This is a genomic window from Microcoleus anatoxicus, assembly GCF_042465725.1.
Taxonomy (GTDB): domain Bacteria; phylum Cyanobacteriota; class Cyanobacteriia; order Cyanobacteriales; family Microcoleaceae; genus Microcoleus; species Microcoleus anatoxicus.
Genome location: NZ_CP120853.1, coordinates 884986 through 902641 on the forward strand (window position 1 = coordinate 884986; position 17656 = coordinate 902641).

The 17656-nt window shown below is 44.5% G+C and carries 12 protein-coding genes and 1 pseudogene; 6 read left to right on the top strand and 7 right to left on the bottom strand.

What is annotated here, in order from left to right:
* Positions 1 to 73 precede the first annotated feature (73 nt).
* From P2A85_RS03775 to P2A85_RS03785, 3 genes are all read right to left on the bottom strand, one after another.
* Positions 74 to 5452: a PAS domain S-box protein gene (locus tag P2A85_RS03775; RefSeq protein ID WP_377477624.1), complete on the bottom strand. Its 5379-nt coding sequence runs from the start codon at positions 5450 to 5452 to the stop codon at positions 74 to 76.
* 106 nt (positions 5453 to 5558) lie between these two features.
* Positions 5559 to 6059 (bottom strand): chemotaxis protein CheW, encoded by a 501-nt coding sequence (locus P2A85_RS03780; RefSeq protein ID WP_377477626.1) that lies wholly within the window; start codon positions 6057 to 6059, stop codon positions 5559 to 5561.
* A 148-nt stretch (positions 6060 to 6207) separates the two neighbouring features.
* The gene (locus tag P2A85_RS03785; RefSeq protein WP_371124039.1) at positions 6208 to 6573 is read right to left on the bottom strand and encodes a response regulator transcription factor; all 366 of its coding nucleotides are present in this window, start codon (positions 6571 to 6573) and stop codon (positions 6208 to 6210) included.
* A gap of 511 nt (positions 6574 to 7084) precedes the next feature.
* Here P2A85_RS03785 and P2A85_RS03790 point away from each other — a divergent pair.
* Positions 7085 to 7813, top strand: coding sequence for a phosphoadenylyl-sulfate reductase (locus P2A85_RS03790; RefSeq protein WP_377481284.1), 729 nt, complete (start codon positions 7085 to 7087; stop codon positions 7811 to 7813).
* 121 nt (positions 7814 to 7934) lie between these two features.
* Here P2A85_RS03790 and P2A85_RS03795 read toward each other — a convergent pair whose 3' ends face one another.
* On the bottom strand, positions 7935 to 8108 hold the full coding sequence (locus P2A85_RS03795) for a hypothetical protein (RefSeq protein WP_377477628.1): 174 nt from the start codon (positions 8106 to 8108) through the stop codon (positions 7935 to 7937).
* A gap of 162 nt (positions 8109 to 8270) precedes the next feature.
* On the opposite strand from P2A85_RS03795, the gene leuS reads away from it, so the two are divergent.
* Entirely contained in the window at positions 8271 to 11036 is a 2766-nt protein-coding gene (gene leuS / locus P2A85_RS03800; RefSeq protein WP_377477630.1) for a leucine--tRNA ligase, read from the top strand.
* Between the two features lie 79 nt (positions 11037 to 11115).
* Here leuS and P2A85_RS03805 read toward each other — a convergent pair whose 3' ends face one another.
* Complete coding sequence (locus tag P2A85_RS03805) at positions 11116 to 11922, bottom strand: helix-turn-helix domain-containing protein (protein WP_371115143.1); 807 nt, start codon at positions 11920 to 11922, stop codon at positions 11116 to 11118.
* A gap of 151 nt (positions 11923 to 12073) precedes the next feature.
* On the opposite strand from P2A85_RS03805, the gene P2A85_RS03810 reads away from it, so the two are divergent.
* Positions 12074 to 13078, top strand: coding sequence for a site-specific DNA-methyltransferase (locus tag P2A85_RS03810; RefSeq protein ID WP_341736149.1), 1005 nt, complete (start codon positions 12074 to 12076; stop codon positions 13076 to 13078).
* 98 nt (positions 13079 to 13176) lie between these two features.
* On the opposite strand, the gene P2A85_RS03815 is transcribed toward P2A85_RS03810, so the two are convergent.
* The gene (locus P2A85_RS03815) at positions 13177 to 13986 is read right to left on the bottom strand and encodes an S-adenosyl-l-methionine hydroxide adenosyltransferase family protein (RefSeq protein ID WP_377477633.1); all 810 of its coding nucleotides are present in this window, start codon (positions 13984 to 13986) and stop codon (positions 13177 to 13179) included.
* 323 nt (positions 13987 to 14309) lie between these two features.
* On the opposite strand from P2A85_RS03815, the gene P2A85_RS03820 reads away from it, so the two are divergent.
* On the top strand, positions 14310 to 15167 hold the full coding sequence (locus tag P2A85_RS03820) for a DUF3598 family protein (RefSeq protein WP_377477635.1): 858 nt from the start codon (positions 14310 to 14312) through the stop codon (positions 15165 to 15167).
* Positions 15168 to 15261: 94 nt separating this feature from the next.
* Here P2A85_RS03820 and P2A85_RS03825 read toward each other — a convergent pair.
* Positions 15262 to 15636, bottom strand: a pseudogene (locus P2A85_RS03825) (NAD(P)-binding protein); the annotation flags it as partial.
* A 149-nt stretch (positions 15637 to 15785) separates the two neighbouring features.
* Between P2A85_RS03825 and P2A85_RS03830 the strand changes: the two are divergent.
* Positions 15786 to 16370 carry a hypothetical protein gene (locus P2A85_RS03830; RefSeq protein ID WP_377477637.1) on the top strand — a complete coding sequence of 195 codons (585 nt, stop codon included), beginning with the start codon at positions 15786 to 15788 and terminating at the stop codon, positions 16368 to 16370.
* A gap of 126 nt (positions 16371 to 16496) precedes the next feature.
* Positions 16497 to 17492, top strand: coding sequence for a homogentisate phytyltransferase (locus P2A85_RS03835; RefSeq protein ID WP_377477639.1), 996 nt, complete (start codon positions 16497 to 16499; stop codon positions 17490 to 17492).
* The last annotated feature ends 164 nt before the right edge of the window (positions 17493 to 17656 follow it).

The following is a 17656-nucleotide window of genomic DNA, read 5'->3' on the forward strand; positions in this document are numbered from 1 at the left end:
TTGCTATAGCTTAAGTTGACACCAATGGGCATTGCCGTGTCCGACCTGCTGACAGTCAACCGTCAACCGTCAACTAACTCCTAAAATTCGCCACAGACTTTTGCAATTTGCTAACAGAACCAGATAGATCGTCCAAAGATGCTTTAACATCCGAACCTTTTTGAGCGGTTGTATTCGCAATCTCATTCACTTGCTGCATACTGTTAGAAATCTCCTCTGCCGAAATTGTTTGTTTGGCTGAGGCGCGAGTAATATTTTGCACCAAAGCGTTCATTTCCCGGCTAACTTCGATGATGGCGTTCAGGTGAGTTTTAGCTTCGCTGGCGAGTTTAGTACCTTCCACTACTTCCAGTGTCCCTGATTCCATTGCCTTCATTACACGACTGATTTCTTCTTGAATTGTGCCGACAATTTCGGAGATTTCTTCCGTCGCACCGGCGGATCTTTCTGCTAATTTTCGCACTTCTTCGGCTACAACTGCAAAACCTAAACCTTGTTCCCCCGCCCGCGCGGCTTCAATGGTAGCATTCAGGGCTAGCAAATTAGTTTGGGAAGCAAGTTGCGAAATAGATGTCACAATTTTGCCGATTTGTTGGGAAGACTCACCTAAACGTTTCATCATTTTTGAGGTTGAGGCGATTGTCAGTCGGAGTTCGTTAATGCCTTCTACAGCCCGATCGACCGCCATACCGCCGGCTTCAGCGGTGTGAGAAGATTGTTGGGCGACTGTTTCGGCACGTACCGAAACATCTCGCACGTCACGGATTGAATTGACAATGCGATCGATTTCTTGCATGATGGCAGATATTTTGGCTGCTTGAACTTCTGCTTGTTGCGTCAGTTGGCTGGTATTACTAATTGACTCATCGGTGGCTGATGTTACCTGTTCTGCTAAAGTTTGAATTCCGGTAACAACTTTTCGGAGGGAACCAATCAGGAAGTTAAATGAGTCGGCGACAGCACCTAAAACATCGTTAGTAACTTCAGCCCTAACGGTCAAATCACCTTGAGCTGCTCCTTTAATTTCTCCCAATAATTTGAGGACTTGCTGTGTCATCGAATCAGCTTCTGCTTTGCGTTGTCCTGCTAATTTTTCGAGTCCTTCTTCGGCTTCTTTGCGTTCAGTGATGTCAAAGCGAATGGCAATATATTTAATGATTTGGCCATAGGTGTCAAAGATTGGGGCGATGGTGGAATCTACCCAATAAAAAGAGCCGTCTTTACGCCTATTTTTAATTTCACCCTTCCACACTAAACCGCGAGTAATGGTCAACCACATTTCTTGAAAAAATGATTTGGGGTGATAGCCGGAGTTGATGATGCGGTGGTCGCGGTTGAGGAGTTCTCCCATACTGTAACCAGATATTTGAGTGAATCTTTCGTTGACGTAGGTGATGATGCCTTTGAGGTCTGTTTCGCTGACGATGGCGGATTCATCGAGGGCATTTTGTCGCGTTTTCAGTTCTTGCAGTAAGCGTTCTTGTGACTCTGCCAACTGCTGCATTCGCTTGGTAGATGCTTTTTCTTCGGTGATGTTGCGACAGACAACTACCCCACCTTGGATCGCCCCTGTTTCGTCTTTGAGCGGCCGGCCGTTAATTTTTACCCACACACCATCTGGCTTGGCTGCGTGCCTGGTGAAAACCTCTGCTTCGTCAACTACTTCTCCTCGAATGGCCCGCGTTAAAGGTATGTCGGCGGTGGGATAGGGAGTGACTCCATCGCTCAAAAATAAACCGTATTTTGCCGACCACTCGTCGGGCAGTGTGTCTGTAGAACCCAAGCCAAATATATTTTCGGCAGCGGGGTTGAACAGGAAAAAATTGCCTTTTGTGTCGGCTGCAACTACGCCTTCACCAATGCTATCAATTAGCAGTTGCAAGAGGTTTTTTTGCTGTCTAAATTCGGATTCGGAACGGGCTAACTGGGCGGTTGTTTCTTGTAATTGACTAATTGCGTGTTTGCTGTCGGTAATGTCGCGAGCCACTGCATACATGATCTTTTCTTCGACCAAAGGTCGCGATTTCCATGACAGCCATTTGTAGGAACCGTCTTTGCAGCGGTAGCGATTTTCAAAAGCGATTGTTTCGACGCCGCTGGATATTTTGCTGGCTTCGGTTGCGGTTTGTTCGCGATCGTCTGGATGCACGAAATTGAGAAAAGGTTGGTCTTGCAGTTCCTCTATGGTGTAACCGAGGGTTATTGCCCAAGCGGGATTGACGCGCTTGAATTTGCCTTCAAAATCGGCTATGCACAACAAGTCGAGGGACAGGGTGAAAAACCGATCGCGCTCTTGTTCTGCTTGTTTGCGATCGGTAATTTCGACTGCTACTCCGCCGACACCGATCGGTGTGCCACTCTCTCCTGACAAAGGAAAGTAAGAAGCCAGCCAATACCGCATGACGCCCGGTTGACTCAGGGTTGTACCGGATAACTCGATGTTCAAAACAGGTTCGCTGTTCCCCAGAATATTTTGCAGCATCGGCTCTAAAGTATCGACCATTTGGGGTGCAATTTCCCTCACCGTTTTGCCGAGGTGTTCCGATACTGAGGAACCGGTGGTTTCGGCTAATTTTTCATTTACTTGCACGAACCGTAAATGGTCGTCAAAGATAAACATTGAGGCTGGGGCGGCTGCAAAAAATGCGTCAAAGCGGGCTTGACGCAAGGCGAGTTCTCGTTCTAGATTTTTGCGATCGGTCACTTCCAAGACGAAACCGCCAATCCCGATCGGCTTTCCATCTTCTCCCGGTAGCGGAAAGTAAGACGATAGCCAATCCCGCATCACATCTGGCTGTGCGCTAGTTGCATGGCATAATTCCATGTTTAAAACCGCTTCATTGTTACTCAGAACCCGCTCGTACAGTGGTCCGATCGTCTGTGCCATTCCTGGTTCAGCTTCCCATACTGTTTTGCCGATATATGCTGAAACTGGCTGGCCACCGAGTTCGGAGAGTCTCTGGTTGAACTGTACGAACCGCATTTGGTCGTCGGTGATAAACATTCCCGCTGGTGCAGCCGCGAAAAAGGCGTCAAAGCGTGCTTGTCGCACCTTGAGTTCTCGTTCTAGGGCTTTGCGATCGCTGATGTCGCGGCCTTCGGGAATCAGCAGAATGACTTTGCCATCATCGTCTTTGATGGGCTTGAGGGAGAAGTCAACGGTTACGACTGCACCGCCTGCAACTAGCACGTCTGCTTCGTAGCGGACTACCTCGCCGGCGGCGGCTAAGGCGATCGCCTCACGCACCTGTTGTTTGGCTTCTGGGGAAATCTGCCACCACACAGTTTCCCAAAACGGAGTACCTACTATTTCTTCTATTCCCACCCCGGCTGCGGCTAGGGCTGTTTGGTTGATTTCCAAAACAGTGCCGTCTGGTTTGAGTAGCCCCATGAATTGGAATGACTGGTCAAAAATGGCTCGGAATAGTCTTTCGCGATCGCGCAACATCTCTTCTGCTCGTTTGCGATCGCGAATATCCCGCGTTACAGTTGCTAAACCAATAGGCTCGCCTGTTTCTGGGTCTTTGAGGGTAAATAAGGTAAAGTCAACGGGAATAATTTCCTGGGTTTGAAAGTTTTTCAACCGGAATTCGCCATCCCACAAGCCATCTCGCATGACAGCAGGAGCAATCTCTTCTATGAATATTTGCGCCTCTTCCTGCGAGAAGAATTCCAATACAGTTTTGCTTTTGAGGTCTTCGATACTTTTAATTCCGTTTAGCTTCATGCCAGCAGGATTCAGATATGTTGGCAGTCCGTCAATTGTGCTTATGCCGATGAAATCCGAGCTGTTTTCGACGATCGCAATCAATCTTTTGTTTTCGATTTCTACCTGCTTGCGCTCTGTAATATCGTTGTTTGTTTCTAAAATTGCTTTAGGGTTTCCCTGTTCATCTCGCTGCAAAGTCCAGCGGCTGAATACTGTAATTTGAGTGTTGTGATTGGTGGTATGAATCAGTTCTCCTTCCCAATAATCCTGCTGTTCTAGCTGCACCGAGATTGCTGCTAAAGGTTGTTGTTTGGGAAAGATGGTATCAAACAGGCTATGAGTAGCTTTACCAACAGCTTCTTGTCTAGAAAAGCCGTACATTCGCTCGGCTCCCTGATTCCAGTAATTAATCGTGCCGTCTAGTTCTCGAATAATCAAAGCGTCGCTGGCGAGGTCGAGCATTTGCAAGTTTTGCTGCATAGCTTGTTCCGTGCGCTTGCGACTGGTAATATTTCGGGCGATCGTTGACAGAAATTCTACTTCTCCACCCTCGGATTTGTGAGCAATGATTACTTGAGAAACTGGTATTTCTTTACCCTCTAAAGTCTGCCAAATTATCTCGCCACTCCACACCCCATCTCGGCAAGCTGCTGGTATGCCGACTTTCACAATAGTGTCCTTACTTTTGGGAGATATCACGTCAGAAATGCTGACTCCTGCTAAATCGGTACTGTCTCCAACATTCAATATTTCTCTGGTGGCGCGGTTCATATAAAGACTGTGCCCTTTGGCATCTGCCATAGCTACCCAGTCTGTTGTTGCTTCTAAAATTGATTTGAGGCGTAATAGCTGTTTTTCGACTGCGGTGCGATCGCTAATTTCTTGTTGCAATTGTGCATTGGTTTGGGCAATCTGTTCGGTTCTTTCGTACACTCGCTGCTCTAGTTCTGCGGTTAGCTGCTGCAATTGAGCTTCGGTTTGTTTGTTTTCGGTAATATCCCGACCTTCGGCGAGGATTTGAAATACTTCCCCAGCTTCATTTAATAGGGGTTTCAATGACAGGTCAATTACTGTCACTTGGTTATTGATTCCGGTGATTTCGTATTCTTCTCGGATAAATTTGCCTGCGGATACTTGTTTGATGTGAGTTTTTAGCTGTTGCTGGTTTGTTGGGGATGATGCCCACCAAGGTGTATGCCAAAATTTTTTGCCCAGCCAATCTGAGGGTTCGTAATCACCAAATTCGAGGGCTGTTTGATTGGCTTCGATCAGAGTACCGTCTGGTTCCAATAGCGTTATTAATTGAAAAGCTTGCTCGAAGATGGCTTGAAATCGCTGAGTAGTTTCACTAAGGGCTTGTTCTGTGTCTTTTTTAGCTTGCAGAATTTGGGTGGAACCTACTAATAAGCTGTAGCGGTTGGAGAGGCTTAAAAAGGCGATCGCCGGAATTACAGTAATCCAATCGGACACTGTTTGCAAAACAGGGGAGTGTGGCAATCCTAAGTGTTCTGCTGCGTGGCCGCTGTGCCCCAAGGCACAACTCCAAAATATGAATGCTGTGACTGTGGCGAAGGTGTCGAAGCCGAATTGGCGGTTTCGCCACAAACCTAAGCTAATCAGTGAGGCGATCGCAAAGTAACACAAAGAAATGATACAATTTGCTAGCCCAAGCAGCAATGGCTGGGATATGTCTGGTAATGTCAGGGTAAAACTTGTTGCCACAAAGTCATATATAAGTTGCATAAGTTAGTTGTTAGTTGTTATTGGTTATTGGTTATTGGTTATTGGTTATTGGTTATTGGTTATTGGTTATTTGCAATTCTCCATTCCCAAATCAAAATTATGCTCCTTACCAGCGTTCGGAATGGGCGATCGCTTCTACATCAACAATCATGAGTAAGCGTCCATCACAATTGTACAAACCTTTGAGAAAGGGGGCGAGGTCAGAACTGACATCTATGGCGGAGACAATGCGATCGGGATTCAGAGGTAAAACTCCTTCAACGCGGGAGACAGCTAAGCCAATGCGCATTTTAGACAGTCTTAAGTCTCGCGGATCGGGCGCTTCCACAACTAAGATGCGACTGCTGGAATGGTGGGTATCAACTGGTGCGATACCTGTGAATTGACCAAAGTCTGCTGTGGCTAAAATTTCGCCTCGCAAGTTGGTTAATCCCAGCAAAAATGACTGGGTGTTCGGCACCGGCGAAATGGGTTGTTCTTTGAGGGAAAGCACTTCCCGCACTGTTTCTAACTCGACGCCAAACAAACTGTCTGCTTGAGCGAAGACGAGAAATTGCTTTGTTCCATTTGTCTGATTCCCTGTACTGCCAGAAGCAGTTGTTTTCATGGCTTATTTTTAGTCTCTAGTGTAGCTTAAAAAAAGAAATTATGTGCTATCTGTTTGCCCTTATTCGATCGCCAGAACTCGCCCTTGGCAAAATTTCGCCCTAGATCCCCGTGACAATATAAAAAAATATCTATCTTTGAGCAGGAGTTTATTTTGATAGCAAACGCTGTACAATGTTGACAAGTTGCTGAGGTTCAAAGGGTTTGCTGAGGTAAGCATCTGCCCCTAAATCAGTTCCCCAAGCTTTATCGATCTCGGTGTTTTTATGAGTACAAAATACTACGGGCAAATATGCGGTTTTGCGATCGCCCCGCAATTCTCGAATCACCTCAAATCCGTTCATTCGTGGCATTACTACATCTAAAACGACCAGATCCGGCGCTTTTTCTTGGATACGGGCGATCGCTTCTGCGCCATCTCCCGCCCGGATCACTTCCAGTCCCACATCTTGAAGAATGCGACAGATGATTTCTAGTTCGCTGGGAACATCGTCTACTACTAAGATTTTTGACATGGTTCTACACTTCTTTGCTATTTTTGACCGTAGATAAGTTTTAATCGCGACGCTGCGATCGCCTCTTTGACTTTAGCGCTTGACGGATAAATTCACCCCAATGCAAATACAAATATAACTCACATACCGATTTTAGATGTTAGAGGAGACTATTAGACATCTCCCAACATGATAGTTAAATAGGCTTTTGAGGCCTGTGCTTGACCAGCTTTTTGCCAGAAGTGTATGAGACATCTCCCAAAATGATGGTGGAACAGTCATCTTACCTGTTCTTTAGCAGCTTTTGAGGAGAAGTCTCTTGAAGAAAGCAACCCCGTCAGTCTGTCGGCGAAGGAATAAATCTGTTCCCAAATCAATGGGATAGCAGGTTTTCTGTTTCTCCAGGGATGAATCCGGGCTTCTGTAGCGTGGATGCTGGATTGTCAAATCGATCGGTATGAGAGAGACTGCGATCGGTTACAATTCAGGGTTAGACAAAAAATAACACGGAGAACAGAAAACTATGGTAGCCATTGGAACCAATCTAAACATTGCAGCCCTCGAAGCAGAGTACAGCACAAAAACACCGCGAGATATTCTTAAATTTGCCCTAGAAAATTTTGACAATATTGCCATTTCTTTCAGTGGTGCCGAAGATGTAGTGCTGATCGATCTGGCTTCAAAACTCACCAAAAACTTCCGCGTTTTCACCCTAGACACCGGAAGATTGCACTCGGAAACTTATCATTTTTTAGAACAAGTTAGAAAACATTACGGCATTAAAATAGAAGTCATGTTTCCCGATGCAGCGGAAGTACAAGCCTTAGTAGACGAAAAGGGATTGTTTAGCTTTTATGAAGATGGGCACAAAGAATGTTGTGGCGTGCGAAAAGTCAAGCCACTGCGCCGGAAACTAAATACTTTAGATGCGTGGATTACTGGCCAACGGAAAGACCAAAGCCCCAGTACCCGCAACCATATTCCAGTGATTGAACAGGATAGTGCATTTTCTACTCCCGACCATGAATTAATTAAATTCAACCCCTTAGCAAACTGGTCTTCCGCAGAAGTTTGGGATTACATTCGTGCTTTGGATGTCCCCTATAATAAACTGCACGAACGCGGTTTTGTCAGCATTGGTTGCGAACCTTGTACCAAAGCAGTATTGCCAAATCAACACGAACGGGAAGGTCGCTGGTGGTGGGAAGAATCGACATTAAAAGAGTGTGGTTTGCACGCTGGTAACGCCCAAAAACAGTAACTGTGGCTGGGGAGTGGTTGCGCCTACAGTCTTTCTGGTGAAAGATGATGTACCATCGAAAATAGGTAATAGGTAATGGGGAATGGGTAATGGGTAATAGCTAATAAGTAATGGGTAATAGCTAATAAGTAATGGGTAATACCCTATGCTTTATGCCCGATTCCCCATTCCCGATTCCCCGATTCCCCATTCCCGATTCCCCATTCCCGATTCCCCATTCCCGATTCCCCATTCCCGATTCCCCATTCCCGATTCCCCATTCCCGATTCCCCATTCCCGATTCCCGATTCCCCATTCCCGATTCCCCATTGCCCCCAACCAAAATTTATATACTACAATATATAATACACAAACAGGAGCCAAAATCCTTGGAACTCAAAAAAATCCGAATCGAAGCCCCTTGAATGTGCAAAAATATTCAAGCAAACACTACTAAATCCTAAAAGGAGAAATTGTTGTGGATTCCAGATATAACCCCGCATCCATAGAAGAAAAATGGCAACAGACATGGGCTGAGCAAAACTTAGACCAAATGCCAGAAGATACCCAAAAGCCTAAATTTTATGCCTTATCCATGTTCCCCTATCCATCAGGAAACCTGCACATGGGCCACGTCCGCAACTACACAATTATTGATGTAATTGCCAGACTCAAGCGGATGCAAGGCTATCGCGTATTGAATCCGATGGGATGGGACGCTTTTGGTTTACCCGCAGAAAATGCGGCCATCGAGAGAGGAATTCCCCCGGCACAATGGACTAATCAAAATATTGCCCAAATGAAAGACTTATTTCATCGCCTAGGCATTTCCTTTGATTGGACAAAAGAAGTTACAACTTGTTCACCCGATTATTATCGCTGGACTCAATGGATTTTCTTGCAATTTTTAGCAGCAGGATTAGCATATCAAAAAGAAGCGACAGTTAATTGGGACCCCATCGATCAAACAGTCTTAGCAAACGAACAAGTCGATAACGAAGGTCGTTCCTGGCGTTCCGGTGCCAAAGTAGAGCGCAAATTATTGCGACAATGGTTTCTCAAAATTACCGATTATGCCGAACAGTTATTAAATGACTTAGACAAATTGCCAGATTGGCCCGAAAGAGTCAAATTAATGCAAGCCAACTGGATTGGCAAATCCGTCGGCGCTTACTTAGAATTTCCCATTGTGGGGATGGATGAAAAAATCGCTGTTTTCACCACTCGTCCAGACACAGTTTATGGCGTGAGTTATGTTGTATTGTCCCCGGAACATCCCTTAACTAATCGCGTTACTACACCGGAGCAAAAAGCGGCAGTCGAAAACTTTGTGAAAGAAGTGGCACTGCAAACCGAAATCGATCGCACAGCCGAAGACAAACCCAAGCGTGGCATTCCCACAGGTGGCAAAGCAATCAATCCTTTCAATGGGGAAGAAATGCCCATTTGGATTGCGGATTATGTACTGTATGAATATGGTACTGGTGCCGTGATGGGAGTACCGGCCCATGACACGCGAGATTTTCAATTTGCCACTCAATACCAACTGCCAATTAAAATAGTAATTGTTGATGATGATGAGATGCCGTTGACCGAAGCTTACACCGAACCTGGAATTATGATTAATTCTGAAAGCTTCAACGGTATGGATTCAATTAAAGGCAAAGCAGCGATTATTAAATATGCCGAAAATCAAGGTTATGGCAAAGCACGAGTCCAATATCGTTTGCGAGATTGGTTGATTTCTAGACAGCGTTATTGGGGTACTCCCATTCCTGTCATTCACTGTCCCAACTGCGGAATCGTACCGGTACCCGCATCGGATTTGCCAGTAGTTTTGCCGGAAAATGTAGAATTTACGGGCAAAGGTTCGCCGTTAGCAAAGCTGGAAGAGTGGGTGAATGTTCCTTGTCCGAGTTGCGGCACTCCGGCTAAGCGAGAAACCGATACGATGGATACTTTTATTGATTCTTCTTGGTATTTCTTGCGCTATCCCGATGCGAGAAATGAGGAGCAAGTATTTGATACGGCGAAAACTAATGATTGGATGCCGGTGGATCAATATGTCGGTGGAATTGAACACGCAATCCTGCATTTACTGTATTCACGGTTCTTTACTAAGGTTTTGCGCGATCGGGGTTTGATTAATTGCGACGAACCATTTAAGCGCCTATTAACTCAAGGCATGGTGCAAGCAATGGCCTATAAAAATCCCGTTACTGGCAAATATGTTCCTCCCGCCGAAGTAGATGCGGCAAATCCAAAAGATCCTCAGACGGGAGAACCTTTGCAAGTCTTCTATGAGAAGATGTCCAAATCAAAATACAACGGTGTTGACCCCTTGGATGTTATGGCAAAATACGGGGTTGATACGGCGCGGATGTTTATTTTATTCAAAGCGCCGCCGGAGAAAGATTTGGAGTGGGATGACGCTGATGTAGAAGGACAATTCCGCTTTTTAAATCGCGTTTGGCGGTTGGTAACAGAGTTTGCTCCACCCCCCCCTGCCCCCCCTTACCAAGGGGGGGAGAAAGATAATTTACCCCCTGCTATTTCTTCCCAAGGGGGGGAGAAAGATAATTTACCCCCTGCTATTTCTTCCCAAGGGGGGGAGAAGGATAATTTAGCCTCTGCTATTTCTTCCCAAGGGGGGGAGAAGGATAATTTAGCCTCTGCTATTTCTTCCCAAGGGGGAGAGAAGGATAATTTAGCCTCTGCTATTTCTTCCCAAGGGGGGGAGAAGGATAATTTAAGTAAAGCTGAGCAGGATTTGCGGCGGGCGATTCACATTGCGATTAAGGAAGTGAGCGATGATTTGGAGGGTGAGTATCAGTTCAATACTGCGGTTTCGGAAATGATGAAATTGAGCAATGCTTTGACTGATGCTAAATGTAAAGATTCGCCGATTTATGCAGAAGGAATCAATACTTTGATTCGATTGTTAGCGCCTTTTGCACCGCACATTGCTGATGAGTTGTGGCACTTAATTGGTAACAGTGAATCGGTACACACGCAAACTTGGCCGATGGTGGATGCTTCCGCATTAGTTACTGATGAAATTACGCTGGTAATTCAGGTTATGGGCAAGACTCGCGGTACAATTCAAGTGCCTTCTGGTGCGGACAAAGCTGCTTTGGAAAACTTTGCTCGCGAGTCAGATTTGGCTAAGCGGCATCTGGAGGGTAAGGAGATTAAAAAGGTGATTGTGGTGCCTGGAAAGTTGGTGAATTTTGTGGTTGCTTAATTTTAGCTGCTGATAGCTGTCTGCATTTATAGGCTCTATACATAAGCTAATTCTCAAAATCAAATTTGTTGGCGGGGGGCTATCCTTGACTATCTGAGTAGACAAGTTCTCCCCGTCTAACTAATTTTAAGGGAATTTTAGGGTTATTAAGTGCGTCATTTCTAACTTTGAGTTTTTCTTCCCATTCTTTAAATTTGGGTTCTAGAAGTTCGGGTGTGAGTTTATAAATTTGCTTGAGAGTTATGCCTTCATACAATCCAATATACCAAGCTCCCACTTTGCGATATTTTTCAAGTATAATCTCATTCAAATGATGGTGAGTCGTCACGCCACCGCTGCGATTAAGTGAAATATTGATTGTTTTAAGCTCGTATTCTTTTCCTTCGGCATCAATAGCATCATTTCCTTCGCGACCCGGTGATATACGCAGCCCTAAAAGGATTAATAACTGTAAAGTCTTTCCTCCATTATCTTGAAAAATATCGGTAATCCCATATTCATTTGCGAGATTTTGCAATTCTTGGATGCTTTTCATCGCATTTTCTAGCCGTTTAGCATCTGAAATACGTTCTTCTTTTGTAGTAACAGCCTCTTCCACAGGCTCTACAACGGAAGGGGAAACTGGTTCAGCTATGAGTGTGTTAACGAGAGCTTTATTCTCACCACTTTGACTAAAACTGATTAAATAAGTAGCGGGTACATCAAGAGCTTCTGCCAGAGAAAAAATAAGTTCAAAGGATGGGGATCTTTCACCGCGTTCCAATAAGCTGATATAGTCAGTAGTCTTGTCTATAAGTTCTGCTAGTTCGTCCTGTGTTATCCTTTTTTGTCGGCGCAACTGGCTTACTTTTGCCGCAAATTGTCGTCTGGCTTCTTTGTAATTCATGCTCTTTACAATTCATAAAAACGAACTGAAAGTTCGCTTTGTGAATAGTACGAAGAATTTACGGACTAAACAACGTACTGAAAGTACGGATCTGGATGATAATTAAACCAGTTTGTGTCTGTTGTACCTTAAACTAAAATCTAAATTACAAATGAGTAACATTTTGCCGGCGCCAATTTACACCACCAAATACGGTCAATCTTATTTGGGAGATTCTCTTCATCTTCTGAATAGTCTTGCTAGCAATTCTGTAGATTTGGTGATGACATCTCCTCCTTTTGCATTGCAACGCAAAAAGAGTTATGGAAATGAAGATCAAGATTTATATGTTGATTGGCTGCTGGGCTTTGCTCCTGAAATTAAAAGAGTTCTCAAGGATACTGGAAGTTTTGTTATAGACCTTGGGGGTGCTTATCAAAAAGGAATACCTGTACGTTCGCTCTACAATTACCGCGTACTTATTAGGTTATGTGACGAATATGAATTTAAGCTTGCTCAAGAGTTTTTCTGGTTTAATCCTTCAAAACTTCCATCTCCTATAGAGTGGGTGAATAAACAGAAAATTCGGGCTAAAGATTCTGTAAATACTGTTTGGTGGCTTGCTAAAACAGAGCGGCCTAAAGCAAATATTACTAAAGTCAAAGTAGAGTATTCTGAGAGAATGAAAAAACTCTTGAAAAATGCTGATGAATTTTACACGCCCAAGGAACGTCCTTCCGGTCATAATATTAGCGATCGATTTGCTAAAGATAATGGAGGTGCTATTCCATCTAATTTACTAGAAATTGCTAATTCAGAAAGTAATTCTCAATACTTGCGTTGGTGCAAAGAGTTTAATATTAAGGTGCATCCCGCACGTTTTCCCGAAAGATTACCGTCATTTTTTATAAATTTCCTTACTGAACCGGGAGACTTGGTAGTAGATATTTTTTCGGGTTCTAATACTACTGGTCATGCCGCAGAAGAATTATCACGAAACTGGATAAGTTTTGAACAAGAAAAACAATATATTGCTGCATCAATATTTAGATTTTTGCCTCAAGACTCTTTTGGGCAAGCGAATAAATTATATAATCAACTGTTAACAGAGGAACCATCTAGATTTAGTTTACCTCAAAGTAGGCTACTTTTTGAGGTCAATAATTATTGTTTTTGATTTTGCTAAGTAGTCTAATTTTTATTCAGATATGAATCGGCGATTGAAATCGCTTCTACACGAACGAAGTCCGCCTGCACGGACTAAAAGAGATGATTTTAATTGTTAGTTTCAAAAACTAATTGCACGATCGCCCCACAGTCCAGTTTTAGTAGAGATTGAGCGCTGCCGCCGTTAACGGAGATTTCTACCCAGCCTTCGGAACCTATTATGGCAATCAAATCTCCCGGCTGGCTGTCGCTGTAGCTTTGGCCGCTGGGTATGAATATTGTATTGTTAAAATTGCTAATTGTAATTGACCAATTTTCGGTTTGAATGCTATGTTTTGGGATATTAGTAATTAGGTTGCCAAAGCGATCGCCATATTGAACACAGCCTTCTATACCAGTGGCTGTAATGGCACAATTTGGTATCTGTAACTGTACTAAACTGGCGGGGTCGATCGCCTCTCCCAATTCTTCCAACCGCACCCCAGTCGCCACATGAGCGCCCACAGCAGCGAAAATATCGCGACCGTGGAAAGTGCTGCTGGGTTGAGGTGTGCGCCAGTATTGGGGGTTGGTGAGTTCGACGCAGGCGATCGCCCTTTCCCGACTCAATACTCCGCTAAACAACCCGTTATCGGGCCCGACAAGGAAGCAATTCGCACATTGAATCGCGATCGCCCTTCTGCTACTCCCCACACCAGGATCGACGACGGCAATGTGTACGGTTTCTGTGGGAAAATAAGCATATGCAGTCATTAGACAAAACCTACCCGCGGCTATATTTTGAGGCCCAATGTCGTGGGTAATGTCGATGACTTTGAGTTGGGGGTTGATTTGGGCGATCGCACCTTTCATGACTCCGACATAAACATCGCTTAATCCAAAATCTGTTAGCAGAGTTATCATTCTATTTTTTGACATAAGGAAGAAGGAAGAAGGAAGAAGGAAGAAGGAAGAAGGAAGAAGGAAGAAGGGAGAAGGGAGAAGAACCCCCCCTACCCCCCCCAAGGGGGGAAGGAAGAAGGAAGAAGGAAGAAGGGAGAAGGAAGAAGGAAGAAGAACCCCCCCCTACCCCCCCCAAGGGGGGAAATAAGAAGTAAGAAGGGGGAAATAAGAAGGAAGAAGGGGGGAAATAAGAAGGAAGAAGGGGGAAATAAGAAGGAAGAAGGGGGAAAATCTATAGTTTAAGTAACTTAAAAAATTATATTTTATGATAAAATTTGGAGAAAGTGAGAGGTAAAAATATGGTATCACAATGGGAAAACTTTCTGCAAAATTTGGGAGAATGGCACGGTTCTTTTACTCAGTTATCGCCACGGGGAGAGGTTGTTGAAGATACTCCTAGTATTATTACTCTCGAAAGTCTTAACGAGCGTAAAACTGTCAGATTAAAACTGCGTCGTTTTTACCCAAATCCTAGTGGTGTCGGCGAACCAGAAGTCCGGGAACTGGTTCGAGAATATCAAAATTTGGGACGGGATATCTTATTTTTTGAGAATGGAGCTTTTTGTCAGGGGACTATTCAAATAGCGCCTTTTTCGGAATGCGGTGCTGAGTTTGGTTTTGTCTATAATTATCGCCGATTGCGGTTAGTTCAGTTGTACGACACCAAGGGAAATTTATCAACGTTGACTTTAATTCGGGAACAGCAGCCGGATAAAAATGTGCCTGAACGTCCGCCTTTGACTATTGACGCTTTACTGGGAGAATGGCATGGGGAAGCAGTGACGATGTATCCAGATTGGCGCGAGCCTGATTGCTATGCTACCAAACTGCAATTGGATTTGGAAAGTGGCGATCGCCTGGTGCAGAAAATTAGTTTTGGCACGAATGCTGAGGCTAAGACGATCGCTTCGACAGGTACTATAGAAGGTTCGGTGATTAATTTTAAGGAAGGTACTACGCCGATGCAAGTTTTGCTGCTTCCTGACGGTGGTTCTTGCACATTACCTGTGCAAGTTGAACTCAGAAAATCTGTATTTTTCGAGGCTGGTTGGTTGGTTGAACCTGACTTGAGGTTGCGGATGATTCGCAGTTATAATGAGAAAGGTGAATGGGTAAGTTTGACTTTAGTTACTGAGCGTAAAGTTAATCAAAATTGACAAATAACAAACCAGAAACCACCAATAATTATTGGAGATTTCTCATACTGCGCAGCATTTCCAAATGTTTGTGCACGGGGGCGATGGAATTAGCTGCGGCGGTGCCTCGCAGTCTGGCGAGCACTTCCCCAAATTGACTCGCGCCGACGGAAGTGTCGAAATCGCCTTCGGGCAAACAGCAGCCCCAAGTATCGTAGGTGATGCAGGGGAGTTGTTCGCCGATCGCATCCAAAACTTGTCGCAGCGGATTTGCCGAGGGGCTGTAAGATAGTCCTGAGTAGAGAGAGGGCCCGGAGTCGAAGTTAAATCCGCCCTTTTCAAAGCCGTGTGCAGCCCCGCCGGCGAGGGAATGACTTTCGCAAACTATAACCTCAAATCCATAGCGGGCAAGCATTGCACCGCAACATAAGCCACCGATTCCACTGCCGATGATGATGATTTCTGTGTTGTTTGGGGCGATCGTAACCATGTTTTTCTCCACTAATTAAGTAGATGAGCGGTAAAATACATCTGTAGTTAAATTTGTAGTCAGGACTTTAGTCCTGATTAGCGTCTAATTTCGCTGTTGAGGAGTAAACTCATCACTCCCAAACTTCCTGCTACTATATTGTTGGTTAAATGGAACATATATCAATTCTAGAACAAGCCGCCAAATCTAATTCTAAACCATCTTCCAGCGCCGTAGTCACAGCCCTGCTAGCCGCCGAAAAAAACTCCAAAAAAACTAAACCTCGCTATAGTTTTCAGCAGCTAATCGGCCACTGGCAACTGTGCTTTATCACTGGCACAAAAAAGACTCGACAAAAAGGGGGGATTGTCTTAGGTGCGGGAAAATACATTCCTCAGTGGATTGCGAAAATTCAAATAGCTTACTCCGCAGCACCTGTGGCCCAAGGAGAAGACAATAGTGAAATTGGCAGAGTCGAAAATTCTGTGAAAGTTGGTACTATGGAACTGACTCTTTCCGGGCCTACTAAGTTTTTACCTAATAATATTTTAGCTTTTGATTTTACCAGAATTATGGTGAAGTTGTTGGGGAAAACTGTATATCAAGGATATATTCGCGGTGGGGAAGCGCGGGAGGCGGAATTTTTGAGTTTGAGTGTGGGGAAACAGGCTTTTTTTGCTTATTTTCTAGTGGAAGATGGGATAATTGCAGCTAGGGGACGAGGTGGTGGTTTGGCTTTGTGGGGTAGGGTTTAACAGAAAAAGGGCGGTGGGGAGACAACAGTCTGTTTCCCTCACCTGGTGACTAAGCAATTTCATTTTAAGATATGTTCTTATTTTGTGAGACAATTTGTTAATTAATTTTTGGGGCAATTTAGGTTTATGAGTAATGATTCTTTGGGTAAGTCTGAGAGCGATCGCAATGGTTTGGTTCCCCAAGGCTGGCTGAGGGCGTTTTGGGAGTTTTCTCGGCCGCACACAATTATCGGTACTAGCTTGAGCGTGTTGGCTTTGTATGCGATCGCCCAAAGCGATCTACTGTTGGCGAATCCTGTAGTTTTACCGCTGGCGTTTGCCTGGTTAGCTTGTATTTGTGGTAATATTTATATTGTGGGATTGAATCAGTTAGAAGATGTTGAAATAGATAAAATTAATAAGCCTTATTTGCCCCTAGCATCGGGAGAGTTTTCTCATAAAACCGGAGAATTAATAGTTGCTTTGACTGGTGCGATCGCAATTTTAACGGCGATTTTGCAGGGACCGTTTTTGCTGGCGACTGTGGGTGTCAGTTTGGCGATAGGGACTGCTTATTCTCTGCCGCCAATTCGCCTGAAGCGGTTTCCTTTTTGGGCGGCGCTGTGCATTTTTACGGTGCGGGGCGCGATTGTAAATTTAGGGTTATTTTTGCACTTTAATTGGGTGTTGAGTTTGGGAAGGGCGAAAAGTGTTGTTTCGGGCTGGGATTTGGAGAGTTTGTCTGTGGCGATTCCTGGGAAAGTTTGGGTACTGACGGTATTTGTAGTGGTGTTTACCTTTGCGATCGCCATTTTTAAAGATATTCCTGACATGGAGGGCGATCGGCAATACAATATTACGACGTTTACGATTAAAATGGGAAAGCCGGCCGTCTTTGATTTGTCTCGCTGGGTATTGACTGTTTGTTATGTCGGCATAATTTTAGCAGGAGTGTTAATATTGCCAAATGTTAATTTAGGATTTCTGGCGCTTACTCATGTGGTGGCTTTGGGTTTGATGTGGTTTTGGAGCCTCAAAGTTGATTTGGAGGATAAAATGCAGGTAGCTCAATTTTATCAATCGATCTGGAAGTTATTTTTTCTAGAGTATATAATTTTTCCAGCAGCTTGTTGGTTGGGATGAAGGAAGATTGAAGAAGGAAGAAGGAAGAGGGAAGAGGGAAGAGGGAAGAGGGAAGAGGGAATAAGAATGAAAGCCCTTCGGCTGAGGGAGGAGGTAAATAGAAGGAAGGAATAGTTAACACATTACAAAAAGTTGGCACTTACCAGTTAGCGAAATCCCAAACA